Genomic DNA, 16,526 nt, shown 5'->3' on the forward strand with positions numbered 1-16,526 from the left:
AGGCTTTTAAAGTCTTACCGTTTTTATTGAAGTGTCAGGCTTGCCTGGCAGCTTTACTCTATTCTACTTTTGTTACTTTAATAATGTTGGTAGGTAAATGAAGATCCACAGGCGTACTGCCGGTATTTACCACTACATCGCCGGTTTTTAAAAATCCTCTTTGCTTCAATATCTCTATTTCATCTGAAATGATATCATCCAGGCTTTCTTCTTCGGCATAATAAATGGCTCTAACGCCCCAGCTTAGACTAAGCTGGTTGATCAGCGTTCTTTCTTTACTGAAAATATACAACAAGGATTTAGGGCGATAGCTACTGAGCATAAATCCGGTGTAACCACTTTGTGTCATACCTATCAAAGCGGTGGCATTGGTATCCTGTGCCAGTTTACAGGCACTGTAACAAATGGCATCACTTAAAAATGAAGGGGAGTGGGGTTGTGGCTTCAGGATATCATCTCTGTCGTAATCATACACCGTTTTTTCTACTTCCTGGATGATCTTGCTCATCATTTCCACAACGAGTGTCGGATAATCTCCCATAGCAGTTTCGCCACTTAACATCACGGCATCCGCACCTTCCAGTACCGCATTGGCAACGTCGGTAACCTCACTGCGGTTGGGTTTGGTACGCTCCATCATACTTTCCATCATTTGCGTAGCCACAATTACGGGCTTGGCACGGTGCATACATTTGCGTATCAGTTCTTTTTGAATGATCGGCACCTGCTCTACCGGAACTTCCACTCCCAGGTCGCCACGGGCCACCATAATACCATCGCTTTCTACAATAATATCCCTGATGTTTTTCAACGCTTCAGGCATTTCAATTTTAGCGATCACTTTTATCTTACTATCCTTTGCTTTAATTCTTTTTTTAAGATCAGTAATATCAATGGCTTTTCTTACAAATGAAAGCGCTACCCAATCCAGGTTATTATCAATAATGAATTCAAGGTCTTCAATATCTTTTGGTGTAAGTGAAGGCATGGTCAGTTCACTATCGGGAAGGTTTACCCCCTTTTTAGGAAGCAGCGTTCCTCCAAGGCTTACCCTTATCAGAACTTCTTTATCGCTTAACACTTTTACCAGTTGTACTTCCATTTTGCCATCATCAAAAAATATACGTTCTCCTGGTTTTACATCGGTAGCCAGGTTTTGATAACTTACATATATCTTTTCTTTGGTGCCCACCATCTTTTCGGTGGTTAAAATAATTTCATCGCCTTCCTTTAATTCCAGGCTGCCACCTTCCAGTTCGCCTACCCTTAATTTAGGGCCTTGCAGGTCTCCCAGTATAGCGATATTGTAAGGTTCTTTTTTATTGATCTCACGGATGTAATCGATAATTTGTTTTTTGCTATCGTAAGCACCATGCGAAAAATTAAGCCGGAATACATTTACACCAGCTTTAACTAGTGCCAGCAACTTTTCGTAGGTATCACAAGCCGGGCCTACAGTAGCTACAATTTTGGTTCTTTTCTGGGAGTGTTCAAGACCTGCCTGTTTATCCATTTGACGGTGCAGGTATTGCGTAAGATTTTTGCTCATGATTTTTTAACGAGTTACGTGTTTTATAGTTTCTGTCTTTTTTTTTGTTACGTGTTACGGGCTACGGGTTTGTTTTGTTGTTTGTATGAATTAATCGCAAACGATAAAATAACCCGTAACAAAACAAACCCGTAACTCTTATTTAACTGCTTAATACTTTCACCACTGTCATCCATTCTTCGCTGATCCTTTGTTTTTTCTTTACGGCTTCATTCAATGGCGTGTAATGTATTTTGTTATTTACAATTCCAACAAAAACATTAAATCTGCCTTCCATTAAACATTCCACTGCATGGTAACCCATACGGCTGGCCAGTAAACGGTCCATACAGCTCGGGCTGCCACCTCTCTGGATATGTCCTAAAATACAAACCCTTACTTCCTGTTGTGGTAATCTTTGTTTGATCACTTTAGCTACCTCATCGGCACCACCAAACTCTTCGCCTTCTGCCACCACAATCAGGTTCACCAGTTTATGACGGCGTTCTTTTTCTTCCAGGGCTTTTACAATATCTGTGATGATGGTTTTTCTTTCCGGGATCAGGATATTTTCGGCACCTGTTGCTATACCACTATGTAAGGCAATATAGCCGGCATCACGGCCCATTACTTCAATGATGAATAAACGATCATGAGCATCTGCAGTATCCCTTATCTTATCAATAGCTTCAACAGCAGTGTTTACTGCAGTATCAAAACCAATAGTAAAATCAGTACCTGCAATATCTTTATCGATAGTGCCAGGTAAACCAATACAGGGAATATCAAATTCATTACTAAAGATCTGTGCGCCACGAAAACTGCCATCTCCGCCAATGATCACCAGGCCATTGATGCCATGCTTCTTTAAATTTTCGTAAGCGATCTTTCTGCCTTCGGGGGTAAAAAATTCTTTACAACGTGATGTTTTTAAAATAGTGCCGCCACGCTGAATAATGTTGGCCACACTTTTACTTTCCATACGAAAAATGTCATTTTCCACCATGCCACTATAGCCTCTCATAATGCCAAATACTTCCATCCCATGGTAGATACCGGTACGCACTACTGCACGTACGGCAGCATTCATGCCCGGACTATCACCACCGGAAGTAAGTACACCTATTTTTGTTACTTTCTTTTCCATGTGCCAAAGATAAGTTAAAGACTTGATTTTTTGATGTGTCAAAAATACACATTAGCGGTTGCGATACTTTTCTACACAAATTATTAATACTTTTTTGACGTTGCAGCAAAATAAATATACCCTGCACAAGGTATTTACTGCATAATAACAACAACTTACATTTATTAAAACTTATAGCAATGAAATTTTATGTGATGATTTATATCATGTTTTTTGCAGCATTGCAATTAACAGCGCAGCAAGAGAGTAAAAAAGAGCTTTTTGTATTTACTATTACCGGTTATATCGTTGCCGCAGGCGATAGTATCACTGTGGTGCAGGTGCAAATGCCGGCAGGTGCTAAAGCCGTTATTGAAAAAGGCCAGGCAGGCTTACTCAGGCGCAACTTTACAAACGACAATACTGATACTGCAAAAACAGGATGGGGCAAGTGTAGTTTGATAAAGAGCGACTATTATTATTTTGGTTTGCATCTGTACGATCCCCAAAAAAAGCCGCAAAAAAATGACCTGATATACACCATGGTTAATTATCCCGTAAAATACAAAGGACGGATATATGGTATGGTGAAAAATGCCGTTTATTTTGAACATGTAACTGGCGGCAATTTTTATGATTTTAATACACCGGCAACTTTAAATGAACAACAGGAAAGTAGCTTGATCGATTCTTTAGTGGCCGATATAAAATTTACCGGCAAAGAAATGCTGCAGCAAAACAATGGGCAAGACCAGGATATTACCGGAGGAATATTTAATGGTAAAAAATTGTTTACAGCTATGCAAATAGTTACCAATGCCAACGTAAAAGATTTTTTAGATTATGTAATAGCAAGGCCTCAAAAATATGCCGGCAATACCTGGAAGATAGCAGAAACATTTGCCACCTGGATGGTAAGTAATACGCCAACTGTTATACGGGAGTAATGAAGAGAATTCAAGTCTTTAAGACTTGACTTCTCTAAACAACAAATTCTGATTAACAAACACCATGCATATTTAGTGGTAATAAAAATTGTTCTGATAAAATTTATACAGCATCTTTGTTTTAATGAAAATATTAATTACAGGAGCTAACGGATTTTTAAGTTATTACATGGTGGATCAATTGCTTAACAATAACCACACGGTAATTGCAACCGGAAAAGGAGAAAGCCGGTTACCTTTTATTCACCCTCATTTTATGTATGAGGAACTGGATTTTACCAATGCAGGAGCAGTAGCTGCAATTTTTGCAAAACACCAGCCCACACATATTATTCATGCAGGCGCTATCAGCAAGCCCGATGAATGCGAATTAAATAAACCAGTAGCAGATAAAGTAAATATAGAGGGTACCGCAATTTTATTAGCCGCAGCAAAAGATTATGCGGCAGTTTTCTTATTCTGCAGTACCGATTTTATTTTTGATGGTATAAAAGGCATGTACAATGAAGAAGATACGCCTGCTCCTGTAAATTATTACGGCGAAACCAAGGTAAAGGCCGAGGCATTGGTGCAACAATATCCACACCACTGGAACATTGTAAGAACGGTATTGAATTATGGTAAGCCTTTTAATAAACGTAATAATATCTTAACAATCGTACAGGAAAAATTAGAGAAAGGAGAAGCGTATGAGGTTTTTCACGACCAGGTACGTACACCAACTTATGCAGGCGATTTTGCCTGGGCAATTAATGCCATGCTGGAAAAAAATGTAAACGGCATTTACAATATCTGCGGCGAAGATGTACTTACACCTTATGAAATGGCAGTAGCTACCGGCGCCTTTTTACAATTGGATACTTCTCTGATAAAAAAAATAACGGCAAAAGATTTTGTGCAGGCAGCGAAGCGGCCATTAAAAACGGGGCTTGATATTACAAAAGCAAAACGGGATTTGGGTTACCAGCCAGTGAGTTTTAATGAAGGCCTTAAAAAAACATTAGGGTAAAATCGTTACATTTTATTTATTGCCGTGGCCGGTGTCTTTTCACTCCGTGGTCGGTGTCTTCACCGACCACAACATAAAAAGAAACATAATTTTAAAAAACAGCACATAAGATTATAATATTTTCTTTTGTAACTTTCGCACCATGGTCGGTGTCTTCACCGACCATACTATAAATAGAAACGTAATTTCAAAAAACAGCTCATAAGATTATAATCTTTTCTTTTGTAACTTTCGCACCATGGTCGGTGTCTTCACCGACCATACTATAAAGAGAAACGTAATTTCAAAAAAACAGCTCATAAGATTTTAATCTTTTCTTTTGTAACTTTAATTAAGTTATTCGTATTGCAATGAAAGAAAATACGCCACTCCATATTACCGTTCCCAAACCCTGTTCACAAAATTGGGATGCGATGCCCGGAGAAGGAGAGGGCAGGCATTGTATGCAATGCCATACTACCATTTATGATTTTTCGCAAATGAGCGATACTGAATTATTTAATTTTTTTAAACAGCGGCCCGATACACATTGCGGCAGGTTTCATAATACACAACTGCAAAGAGATATTTTACCTATAGCTTCAAAGAGAAATGTAATACCATATAAGTTTACTAAAATTGCTGCGGCCATTTTTGCAGTACTTAGTTTCCGCTCTTTGTCTTTACAGGCCAATAAAAAAACTACAACAACTATCCTGGATGCCGATTATGCGGCTAAAAAAATACCCACCTCCGGTAAGGTGATAATATCCGGCACTATAAAAGACAGTGAAGGCCATCCATTAGAAAATGCAACAGTAATATTTGATGTGGCACAGGTTGCAGTAACAGATAAAGAAGGAAAATTTAGTTTTGAATTGCCCGAAGCAGCTGCCACCAGCCACACATTGTATTTTAATTATGGTGACCTTATTACCGCTGTTCGTAATTATCATCCGGCAATGTTATCTACCACTTATGATGTGGTGCTGAATAAAAAAGGAGAGGGCTTTCATACAATGGGTATAGCTATGCCACCTTCCGATCAATTAGGCGCTTTGCCCAGTTTATTATTTAAAACAAATGCCTATAAACTAAACGCTGATAATAAAGCCATACTGGCGGCTGTAGCGGCAAAAATGAAAGCAGTACCGGATGCTCTTATTACAGTTAATGCCTATGCAGGATCTTGTGGCCGCCAATATATTTACAGCTACAGGGTTTACAATATAAAAAAATACCTTATAGAGAAACAAGGCATAAGTGAAGACAGAATCACCACCAATGTTGAGGTTGGCGGAGGCGACCAAAACACTGTTGATATTAAGCCGGGCAATTAAATTACATCCGCTCAGGCACTTCTACACCCATTAAATTCATCCCACTCTTAATTACATTCGCCGTCATAGCAGCTAATTGTAAACGCAATTGTTTTTTCTCTTCTGTTTCTGCGTTGGCAATAGAATGCTCTGTATAAAACGAACTGAATGTTTTAGCAATATGGTACACATAAATTGCAATGGCAGAAGGATTCATTTCACTACAAGCCTGTGTAACAATAGTGGGGTATTGTTCTAAGGCTACTACTAATTCCTTTTCCAATGGCAGAAAGCTGTTTCCAACCGACGACTCACTACTCACCACTATCGATTCACCATTCACATCTGCCGATTTCCTCAATATAGATTTTATCCTTGCATGGTTAAATTGAATAAACGGCCCCGTAAATCCATGAAAGTCGATACTCTCTTCGGGGTTAAAGATCATTTTCTTTTTAGGGTCAACTCTTAATAAGAAAAATTTTAAAGCGCCTAACCCTATGGTATGATACAATGCCGCTAATTCTTCAGCAGTAAAATCTTTTACTTTACCCAATTCCTCTGTTTTTTCCTGCGCTACTTTTTCCATTTCTTCTACAATATCATCAGCATCTACCACTGTGCCTTCACGGCTTTTCATTTTGCCGGTAGGCAATTCCACCATGCCGTAACTTAAATGATAAATATTTTCAGCATTAGGCAATTGCAATTTTTCAGCAATCAGTTTCAATACTTTCATATGGTAATTCTGTTCATCGCCAATTACATAAATGCTCTGGTCAATGCCATATTCTTCGTATTTCTGTTGCGCCAATCCAATGTCCTGGGTAATATAAACCGAAGTGCCATCTTTACGTTGCACAATTTTTTTATCTAAACCATCAGCGGTAAGGTCAATCCATACACTGTTATCTTCTTCTTTAATAAAAACATTTTTTTGTAAACCTTCAGCCACAATCTTTTTACCTAACAGGTAAGTATTGCTTTCATAGTAGGTTTTATTAAAATCACTGCCAATCGTTTTATAGGTAATGTCAAATCCCGAATACACCCAGCTATTCATTTTTGCCCATAAGGCTATTACCTCAGGCTTACCGGCTTCCCAATCAAAAAGCATTTGTTTTGCTTCTTTCATAATATCAGTTGCCGACCTTCTTATTTCAGTAATATCATCATCAAGTTTTATGATCTTTTCTTTATTCTTGTCATTGTTATCACTCAGTAGCCGGCTTTTTAATGTTGATAATTCAATTACTTTATTCTTTTCTTCCTCAGTATAATGAGCGAAGTCGTTATTGTTTTCTTTTGCAATTAAATCGACAGATTGTCTTTTTAATTCCTGTTCAAATTTTACATAATAATCCCCAACAAAATGATCTCCTTTTGTTCCGGTTGATTCAGGAGTTTCTCCATTACCCCATTTCTGCCATGCAATCATACTCTTGCAAATGTGAATGCCCCTGTCGTTTACAATGCAGCTTTTTATTACTTCATAACCACTGGCTTTAAAAATTTCTGCCACACTCCAGCCTAAAAAATTATTTCTTAAATGGCCAAGATGCAAGGGCTTGTTGGTATTAGGAGAAGAATATTCCACCATTACTTTTTTGCCATTCAATGCCAGCTTGCCAAAACTTTCATCGTTGTGATGCTTTGATAAAATATCCATCCAGTACGCATCAGCAACAGTAAGGTTTAAAAAGCCACTAATGATATTGTATTTTGTAAAAAGCAAAGGGTTATTTTCAACCAGGTGATCACCCAGTTTAGTTCCAATGGCATCCGGCGATAATTTTAATGATTTCACTAACGAGAATAACACAATGGTGTAATCCCCTTCAAATTCGGGCTTGGTCTGGTTAACCTGGAAATCTTTTTCTGTAAAGGACTGGCCAAATAATGCAGTTAAACTTGCTACGGCACTTTTTTGTAAACTTTCTACTACTGACATGGTGCAAAGATAATTGCGAATTGGCAATAAGCAATTAACAGTAATGATGCAGTTATAATTTGTATCCGACTAAGACGCAAAAAACACTAAGAAAGCTTATCAGGTAAATACTTTGTGGTCTTCGTGACTTTGTGGAAAAGAACTAATAATTTAAAAATTAAATACTGCCTGATTAAAAAAATATCCAGAGCTGTTTTATTTGCTGATGATCTTTATCTCCACTCTCCGGTTCAATTTGGCTTCGGTGTCATTTTTTTCAGGATATGCATATAGCGGTTGATTATGCCCAACCCCGATATACGAAAGTCTTGTTGCAGCAATGCCATTTTTTACCAGGTATTCCCAAACAGCTTTTGCTCTTGCTTCAGATAAATTATTCAATCCCGTTTCTTCGTCTAATCCGTCCACATCACCGGGCAGGCAACAGATATGGCCCTGTATCTGTATCACCAGGTTTTTATTTTTCTTTAAAGCGCCTAACAGGTCTTTCAGTACAGGATAACTTTCGGGTAATAACTGGTGCCGGGCACCAATAAAGTTGATGTTTTGTAACACAATATTACTGCCTGCTTTTACAGCGGTATCCTGCAATTGTGTACTTACATTTTCTGTCACAATTGCTGAAGATACCAAAATATCCACCCGCCGGTTGGCCTGCCGTTCAGCTGCGGTGGAATTGTTATTAACCGGTTTTCTCTTACCATATCCCTTGGTAATGTTAAAAGCTGCCAGTTGTAATTTATTTTGCAGTAAATATTTTTTTACGGCCTGCACCCTTTGCACACTCAGGCGGTCATTATAAGCATTGTTGCCAATGGCATCGCAATAACCACGTAATTCAATAGCAGACTGACCGGCAGCGGTATTGATAAAGCTATCCAGTGTTGCTTTTGCCGCAGGGGTAAGCTGGTGTTTATTAAAATCAAAATACACTGCGGTGCCGATTTCATTTTGTGCAGCCGCAAAAAATGGCAACAACAAAAGAGCGTATAAAAGGGTAAGTTTCATAAAGTTGTTTTCATAAATATGAGGATAATAATCCGCATTAGCTTCAGCCGCAGGCAAAATAAATGCTAAAACTATTATTGGCCGGCAACCTGTTTTTCCTAAATCCAAAATCATCAATCTAAAATCCGCAATCCCTCCCTATCTTTGCACACTTTTTTACAATTATGATAAGTGCAAATAATATAACGCTGGCGTACGGCAAAAGGGTTTTGTTTGATGAGGTAAATATCAATTTTACCAAAGGGAACTGTTATGGTATCATTGGTGCCAATGGTGCCGGTAAATCTACATTTTTAAAGATATTGAGCGGTGAGATAGAACCGAATAAGGGAACCGTGGATATTACTCCCGGCGAACGTATGGCGGTACTTAACCAGAACCAGTTTGCATTTGATGAAATCACGGTACTGAATACAGTAATGATGGGCCACAGTAAAATGTGGAAAGTGATGCATGAAAGAGATGCTATTTATGCTAAGGAAGATTTTACCGAAGCTGATGGCCTTAAAGCTGGTGAACTGGAAGAACAGTTTGGCGAAATGGGTGGCTACACTGCCGAGAGTGATGCGGCTACCATGCTCAGCGAACTGGGAGTGGATGATGAACTGCACCAGTTGCTGATGAAAGACGTGGCGGCAAACATTAAAGTAAGGGTATTGCTGGCACAGGCCATCTTTGGTAATCCTGATATTTTATTACTGGATGAACCTACCAATAACCTTGATGTGGAAACCATCAGCTGGCTGGAGAATTTTTTGGCCGATTATCAGAATATCGTTTTGGTGGTAAGTCACGATCGTCACTTTTTAGATGCGGTATGTACGCATGTGGCTGATGTGGATAAGAACAAAATAAAAATTTATACCGGTAACTATACCTTCTGGTACGAAAGTAGCCAGCTGGCAGCAAGGCAGGCAGGAGACAAGAATAAGAAGATGGAAGAGAAGAAGAAAGACCTGTTGGAATTTATTGCCCGTTTCAGTGCCAACGCTTCTAAAAGCAAACAGGCTACTTCACGTAAAAAAGCATTGGATAAACTGGTGTTTGAAGATATTACACCAAGCAGCAGAAAATATCCCGGTATTATTTTTAAGCAGGAGAGGGAAGTGGGTAATGAAATTTTAAAAGTAGAGGATCTTACTAAAACTATAGAAGGAAAAACCTTGTTCAGCAAAGTGCGTTTTGATATTCAGAAAGGAGATAAGATCGCTTTTGTAAGTAAAGATCCGATGGCACTCACCACATTCTTCGAAATTTTGAATGGCAGAATAAAAGCTGATAAAGGCACTTACGAATGGGGTACTACGGTTACCACCGCTTATTTGCCCAACGATAACAGCGAATATTTTACCGGCAGCAGCTACAACTTAATGGATTGGTTGCGCCAATATGTACCACCCGGAACAAAAGATGTGGATGAGGATTTTTTACGTGGCTTCCTGGGTAAAATGTTGTTTACGGGAGATGAGATCATGAAGAAGACGAATGTATTGAGCGGAGGAGAGAAAGTGCGTTGTATGGTAAGCAAGATGATGTTGCAGAATCCTAATGTGTTAATGCTGGATGAACCAACCAACCATCTTGACCTGGAAAGCATCACTGCATTTAACGATAGCATGATTGCCTATACCGGAATTGTGTTATTGACTACGCATGATCACCAGTTTATGCAAACTGTAGCTAACCGTATTATTGAATTAACACCAAAAGGTATCATTGATAAACTGATGACCTATGATGAATACCTGGATGATGAAAGAGTGAAGGCGAGCAGGGAAGAGATGTACAGCTAATTATAAATGACGAGTTTCGGGTTACGGGTTTAAAGTTAATTGATCGTTTGCGATTTTATTATGAGCAAACAAAAAAAACAAAACCAACCCGTAACCCGTAACTCACAACCTGTAATTTTTTAATGCCGAAAGACAAGATCATAGCATTCATAGATTTTTTTTATCCGCCGTTTCGCAAATTAATGCCGGAACAAACCTTTCGTTATGCAGCTTGTGGTGGTGCCAATACTTTATTAGGCCTTGCAGTTAACTATGTTTTTTACAAGTTTGTATTTTATAAAGAAGTGCTTCACCTTGGTTTTGTGAGCCTGGAACCGTATGTGGCTTCATTGGCCGTAGGATCGGCTGTTAATATTATTACCGGCTTTTTATTGATGAAGTACGTGGTGTTTGTTGATTCTAATCTTAAAGGTCGTATCCAGTTCTTCAGGTATTTTCTATCTTTCGCTTCTATGCTCGGGCTCAATTATGTGCTGCTCAAATTATTTGTGAAGATATTTCACTGGGAAGCTTTTTTCAGTCAATGTCTCATTACAGTAATTGTAATTATTGTAAGTTATGTAAGCCAGAAGTATTTTACTTTCAGAACAAAGAAGGAAGCAGAAAACCCTTCTGTTACAGAGATATAAACACCGGTGGAAAAATTGCCACCAGGGCTATTATACTTTTTTAACCAAAAAGGTTAAATTGCATTACAAAAAAATAGCCCCTCTATAGAAATAGAGCGGCTTTAACGATTGCTTGCTATATGAAAATTCTTAAAGTAGTTCTTGATATGCTTTGCTAAAAGTTTTTCATTCTTCCTGCATATTGTGTGCAGTTATAACGATTGATTGTCCCTTTAACGATTGCCTGCTATCACCATCAACTCATCCTCTTTAGTAAAAGTAGGATGAGTTGTTATTTTAATAAAATCAACTTAATACCGGTTTTATTATGGTAAACCATATTTTTGCACCATAAAAACCGTACCGGTATTGGTTTTTATAAAAAATTAGTATTTATGCCCAACCGTTTTACAGATACCTTATTTCAACTGGTCCGTTCCCTGGAAAAGGCGGAAAAAAGGCATTTTAAGCTTTATATCAAACGAAGTTCCGGCAACGAAGACCTTAAAATTGTAGAGTTATTTGATGCGCTGGATAAATTAGAAGAGTATGATGAGACTGTATTATTAAAGAAATTAAAGTCAATAAAGAAGCCCCAGTTATCCAACGTAAAAGTTCATTTATACAAACAATTACTGGCAAGTTTACGATTACTGAAAAGTACCGATAGTATCGATCTGCAATTGAACGAGCAATTTGACTATGCCCATATTCTCTATAAAAAAGGATTGTTCTCTCAAAGCCTTAAAATTTTAGATAAGGCAAAGGAAACAGCTAAAGCCAATCATAAGGTTAACTTTTTATTGCAGGCTATTGCATTGGAAAAAAGGATTGAAACATTGCATATCAGCCGTGCTATGCAAACCCGTGCAGAGCAATTATCTGCAGAGATCAATGAAGTCAACCACCAGATCGATATCCTGGCAAGGCTGTCTAACCTGGCGATGTTATTGTACAGCTGGTTTATAAAAAATGGCCATGCCCGTAACGAAAAAGACGAAGAAGGTGTAAAAGCCTATTTAAAAGAACATCTTCCTAAAGATGCACTGGAGCAGGATGGCTTTTACGAAAAATTATACCTCTATCAAAGTTATACCTGGTATGCATTTATCCGCCAGGATTTTTTAATGTACTACCGCTACGCTCAGAAATGGGTGGATATTTTTGATGAAAAACCTTTGATGATACGGGTGGAGACAGGCCACTATATTAAAGGGCTGCATACTTTGCTCAATGCGCATTTCGATCTGCGTAACTACCAGAAGTTTGATGATACCCTGAAGAAATTTGAAAAATTTGCTCAAACTGACCGTGTACGGTTACACGATAACTTTCGCACCCAGGCATTTGTGTATATCTACAGTGCAAAGATTAACCAGCACAATATGTTGGGTACTTTTAAGGAAGGCGTTAAACTGGTGCCGCACCTGCTGGAGCAATTAAAAGAAAACGAATTGTTTATCGACGAACACCGTATCATGGTATTCAATTATAAAATTGCCAGCATGTATTTTGGCAGTGGCGATTTTGCTACCTGTATTGATTACCTGCAGAAGATCATCAACGAAAATACCGAGGTAAGAAACGACTTGCAAAGCTATTCCCGCCTGATGCACCTGATGGCGCATTACGAATTGGGTAATTTTGAACTGATGGAATACCTTACCAAATCGGTGTACCGTTTTATGAGTAAAAAAGAAAATCTTACGGTGGTGGAAGAAGAAATGTTTAAATTTTTAAGAAAGTCATTCCATATCTCCAGGGCTAAACTGCAGCAGGAGCTGGAAAACTTTTTAGAAAAAATTAAGGGGTTGGAAAAGAACCGTTTTGAAACAAGGGCATTTGCCTATTTAGATATCATCTCCTGGGTGGAAGGAAAGGTATACAGAAAATCGATGGCTGAAATTTTGCAGGAAAAATATAAAGAAAGCCGCAAGCGGATCTACAAATAGAAACTGCCGTAACCTCCGCATCAAAGCCATCTGTTCAAATTTGTTTAACTTGGCATTTAATTAGTAAGCGACTTCATGAAAAATGTTTTTTTATACCTCGATCCCGGAAGCGGCAGTTATATACTGCAGGTGATTATAGCAGCTATCCTGGGTGGCTTAATGTTCTTTAAAAATTTCTGGATCAAAGTGAAATCATTTTTTATTAAGCCCAAACAAAAAGATGAGGAAGCAGAAGCAAAAGAGCAGGAGGGAGAAGAATAAAATTACAGTACACGCTAAAAAAATAATTATTGGCCCCGGATATTTTACAACATGCTGCTTCTTACAGAGACAGGGATGGCTTTATATTTAAGCACGGTGAAAATTATTACCGTTGTATAAATGCCAGCTATCACGAAGCGTACAGCCAGTTAATGCAAAGCGGACTCTACGCACAACTCACTAAAAAAAAATGGCTGGTTAGTCATGAAGAAATTACCAACGATGCTGAGTTAAATTTCCCCGGCACTATTGTTATTTTACCGCAGCAGATTAATTATATCAGTTATCCATACGAATGGAGTTTTGCCATGTGGCAGGATGCTGCATTACTTACGCTCAATATTGCAAAGGAAGCCATCGGTAAAGGCATGTTATTGAAAGATGCCACACCATTTAATATTCAGTTTGTACATGGCCGCCCCGTTTTTATTGATACATTGTCTTTTGAAAAATACGATGCCACAAAACCATGGGTGGCGTACCGGCAGTTTTGCGAATGTTTTTTAGCACCACTTTTATTGCAACAATATTGCCATGTGGAAATGGGGAAGCTATTTACGATTTATCCCAATGGTATTCCTTTGCCAATATTAAAATCATTATTACCCGGCAAAGCAAAATGGAATTTGCATAATTACCTGCATGTGTATTTGCAGGCTTCGGTAAAGCCGGGTAAAATAAAAAATGATACTGCTGCTAAAGGATTTTCTCAGCAAAAAATGTTGTTGCTGTTGAACGGACTTATTGGCTATGTAACCAAACTGCACCCTAAAAAAAGCAAGACCACCTGGGATGATTATTATGATAGCACTATTTTAAGCGAAGCTTATCTTAATGCAAAAACAAAACTGGTAGAATCATTTGTAAATACGGTTTCTTTTTCTTCCATTGTTGACCTTGGTGCTAATGACGGGCATTTCAGTTTATTATTTAAAAATTCCGGTAAGCAAATTATATCAGTTGATGGCGATGTGAATTGTATTGATGACCTGTACAAAAAAATAAAGAAAGACAAGATCAATAATATTTTACCACTGATCAATACTTTAAATACGCCTTCGCCGTCAATTGGCTGGAACAATGCAGAGCGCACTTCTTTTAATGAAAGGATAAAAGGCGATATCGTTTTTGCATTGGCATTGGTGCATCATTTGGCCATTGGTTGTAATGTGCCGCTGCATTTTATTGCTGATTGGTTAGCGCCAATGGGTAATTATTTATTGATAGAATTTGTACCGAAGTCGGATGAAAAAGTACAACTGCTCTTGCAAAACCGTGAAGATATTTTTGATGCATACACCATAACTGATTTTGAAAAAGTATTCTCCAAAAAATACACCATACTGTTGCAGGAAAAAATTACCGGCACCGAACGCACCCTTTACCTGATGCAAAAATTATAAATGAAACTATTAAAAACGATACCCTGGTTTCTTTTTTTGCTGGTGCTTTTTTTTGTGGCACATGGTGCCGTTGAAAATTTCGGGTTTATTTATTTCAGTGAAGTAATAAAGATCGGGCTAACTATTGTAGGTTGTATTGCCATCTTCTTTTTACTTACCAGGTTTTTTGTAAAGAATATTATTCACGCTGCACTCATCGTTTTTTTTATCAGTGCCTGGCTATTATTTTTTGGTGCCGTATTCGATTGGGTAAGAAGCGTTAGTTTTTTACACTGGCTGCACAGCTACAGCATTTTTGTGCCTTTCATGTGTTGTACTTTTATTGCCTTTATATTGCTTATCCGCAAAAAAGAATCATTACGGAATAAACTGTGTTTCTACCTTAATGTATTGCTGTTAATCTATTGCATTTTCGACCTTGTAACATTGGGATTTAAAGCAATCAGTACCAATAAAGCAACAGCAAAAAATAATATCACCATCGATGCCGCTGCCATACATTCAAAACCCAATATTTACTTTTTGCTTTTTGATGGTTACCCCGGCTATAAAAGTCTGCAGGATAGTTTTGCATTTGCCAACGATAGCTTGTATCATTTTTTTGAAGTCAAAGGTTTTAAGGTATTGCCTACATTTTCCAATTACAACATGACGTACTATTCCATGTCTTCTATGTTGAACATGCAGTACATTGATAAACCATTTGTGCCATTGGCAAATACAGCAGCCAACGATCAGCAACGCATCAAAGAAATTAAAAATGCTGAACTCATCCGGCAACTAAAAAACATTGGTTACCGCTTTACCAATTATTCCATTTTTGATATTGCCGATCAGCCTTCAGTAAAAGGCAATTCCTTTGTGGTATCGCAGGCAACCCTGCTTACCCACAAGATCTTCTTCAATAAAATATTAAAAGATATCGGCTGGCATTTTATATCCGGCAAATACAGTATTCCCTTCATCAAAAATATTTATATGGGTGATGACAGGAATAATAAATTCATTGAAGAAAAGCTCACTACAAATGATCCTGGCAGTAAAGCCACACCAAAATTTGTGTATGCACATTTGTTGCTGCCACACCCGCCCTTATTCTGCGATAGCATGGGCAATTACCTGCCCACGGAGCAGATCTTTGATCCGCAGCTGGCAGCCAACAGACCCCTGTATTTATCTTATTTAAAATACGCCAATAAAAAAATGCAGGGCATCATCGAAAGCATTGGCAAAAATGATCCAGGTGCTATCGTAATTGTAATGAGCGACCATGGCTACAGGGATTTCAATATCGGCGACCGTATAGAGCCCTTACATTTTAATAATATCTGTGCCGTGCATTTCCCCGACAGCAATTACCTGCCCATGAAAGCAGCATGGAGTAACGTTAATTTTTTCCGCTACCTGCTCAACTGCGAATTCAACCAGAAGCTGCCTTACCTGGCAGATAGTTCCATCTTTTTAAGAGACATCAAAACAGCTGAGTAGAGGTAGCCCGCAGAATACGCAGAAGTCGCAGAAAAGGGCGTATTTCTTGAGATAATCTGCGTTAATTGGGTCTTTAATTGCTTTGTCTATGCCATAAAATGCAGCGGATAATTAACTGCAAATGCTGCCTTAAATGATGTTCTCTTCTGCGTAT

13 protein-coding genes are annotated in these 16,526 nt (G+C 38.3%); 9 read left to right on the forward strand and 4 right to left on the reverse strand.

The features are described from left to right. Positions 1-58: 58 nt before the first annotated feature. Both pyk and pfkA read right to left on the reverse strand, forming a co-directional pair. A complete protein-coding gene (gene pyk, locus ACQ334_RS17985) occupies positions 59-1,549 on the reverse strand; it encodes a pyruvate kinase (RefSeq protein ID WP_430989639.1) in 1,491 nt (496 codons plus the stop codon). 142 nt (positions 1,550-1,691) lie between these two features. Continuing rightward, positions 1,692-2,675: a 6-phosphofructokinase gene (gene pfkA, locus ACQ334_RS17990; protein WP_430989640.1), complete on the reverse strand. Its 984-nt coding sequence runs from the start codon at positions 2,673-2,675 to the stop codon at positions 1,692-1,694. 179 nt (positions 2,676-2,854) lie between these two features. Between pfkA and ACQ334_RS17995 the strand changes: the two genes are divergently transcribed. The 3 genes from ACQ334_RS17995 to ACQ334_RS18005 all read left to right on the forward strand — a co-directional run bounded on the left by ACQ334_RS17995 (position 2,855) and on the right by ACQ334_RS18005 (position 5,929). After that, positions 2,855-3,601 (forward strand): hypothetical protein, encoded by a 747-nt coding sequence (locus tag ACQ334_RS17995; protein ID WP_430989641.1) that lies wholly within the window; start codon positions 2,855-2,857, stop codon positions 3,599-3,601. A 124-nt stretch (positions 3,602-3,725) separates the two neighbouring features. Continuing rightward, positions 3,726-4,610: an SDR family oxidoreductase gene (locus ACQ334_RS18000; RefSeq protein WP_430989642.1), complete on the forward strand. Its 885-nt coding sequence runs from the start codon at positions 3,726-3,728 to the stop codon at positions 4,608-4,610. 350 nt (positions 4,611-4,960) lie between these two features. Next, positions 4,961-5,929, forward strand: a complete 969-nt coding sequence (locus ACQ334_RS18005) for a hypothetical protein (RefSeq protein WP_430989643.1) — start codon at positions 4,961-4,963, stop codon at positions 5,927-5,929. A gap of 1 nt (position 5,930) precedes the next feature. Here ACQ334_RS18005 and argS read toward each other — a convergent pair whose 3' ends face one another. Beyond that, positions 5,931-7,859 carry an arginine--tRNA ligase gene (gene argS / locus ACQ334_RS18010; RefSeq protein WP_430989644.1) on the reverse strand — a complete coding sequence of 643 codons (1,929 nt, stop codon included), beginning with the start codon at positions 7,857-7,859 and terminating at the stop codon, positions 5,931-5,933. A gap of 195 nt (positions 7,860-8,054) precedes the next feature. Beyond that, positions 8,055-8,867, reverse strand: a complete 813-nt coding sequence (locus tag ACQ334_RS18015) for an OmpA family protein (RefSeq protein WP_430989645.1) — start codon at positions 8,865-8,867, stop codon at positions 8,055-8,057. Between the two features lie 164 nt (positions 8,868-9,031). On the opposite strand from ACQ334_RS18015, the gene ACQ334_RS18020 reads away from it, so the two are divergent. The 6 genes from ACQ334_RS18020 (at position 9,032) to ACQ334_RS18045 (ending at position 16,372) form a co-directional block, all read left to right on the forward strand. Then, entirely contained in the window at positions 9,032-10,660 is a 1,629-nt protein-coding gene (locus ACQ334_RS18020; RefSeq protein ID WP_430989646.1) for an ABC-F family ATP-binding cassette domain-containing protein, read from the forward strand. Between the two features lie 182 nt (positions 10,661-10,842). Continuing rightward, positions 10,843-11,289, forward strand: a complete 447-nt coding sequence (locus ACQ334_RS18025; protein WP_430989647.1) for a GtrA family protein — start codon at positions 10,843-10,845, stop codon at positions 11,287-11,289. A gap of 323 nt (positions 11,290-11,612) precedes the next feature. After that, positions 11,613-13,220, forward strand: coding sequence for a hypothetical protein (locus ACQ334_RS18030; RefSeq protein ID WP_430989648.1), 1,608 nt, complete (start codon positions 11,613-11,615; stop codon positions 13,218-13,220). Between the two features lie 75 nt (positions 13,221-13,295). Next, complete coding sequence (locus ACQ334_RS18035) at positions 13,296-13,481, forward strand: hypothetical protein (RefSeq protein WP_430989649.1); 186 nt, start codon at positions 13,296-13,298, stop codon at positions 13,479-13,481. A 29-nt stretch (positions 13,482-13,510) separates the two neighbouring features. Continuing rightward, the gene (locus tag ACQ334_RS18040) at positions 13,511-14,884 is read left to right on the forward strand and encodes a hypothetical protein (protein ID WP_430989650.1); all 1,374 of its coding nucleotides are present in this window, start codon (positions 13,511-13,513) and stop codon (positions 14,882-14,884) included. Then, positions 14,885-16,372, forward strand: a complete 1,488-nt coding sequence (locus ACQ334_RS18045) for a sulfatase-like hydrolase/transferase (RefSeq protein WP_430989651.1) — start codon at positions 14,885-14,887, stop codon at positions 16,370-16,372. Positions 16,373-16,526 lie beyond the last annotated feature (154 nt).

The sequence above is a fragment of the Ferruginibacter sp. SUN106 genome (assembly GCF_050611765.1).
Taxonomy (GTDB): Bacteria; Bacteroidota; Bacteroidia; order Chitinophagales; family Chitinophagaceae; genus Ferruginibacter.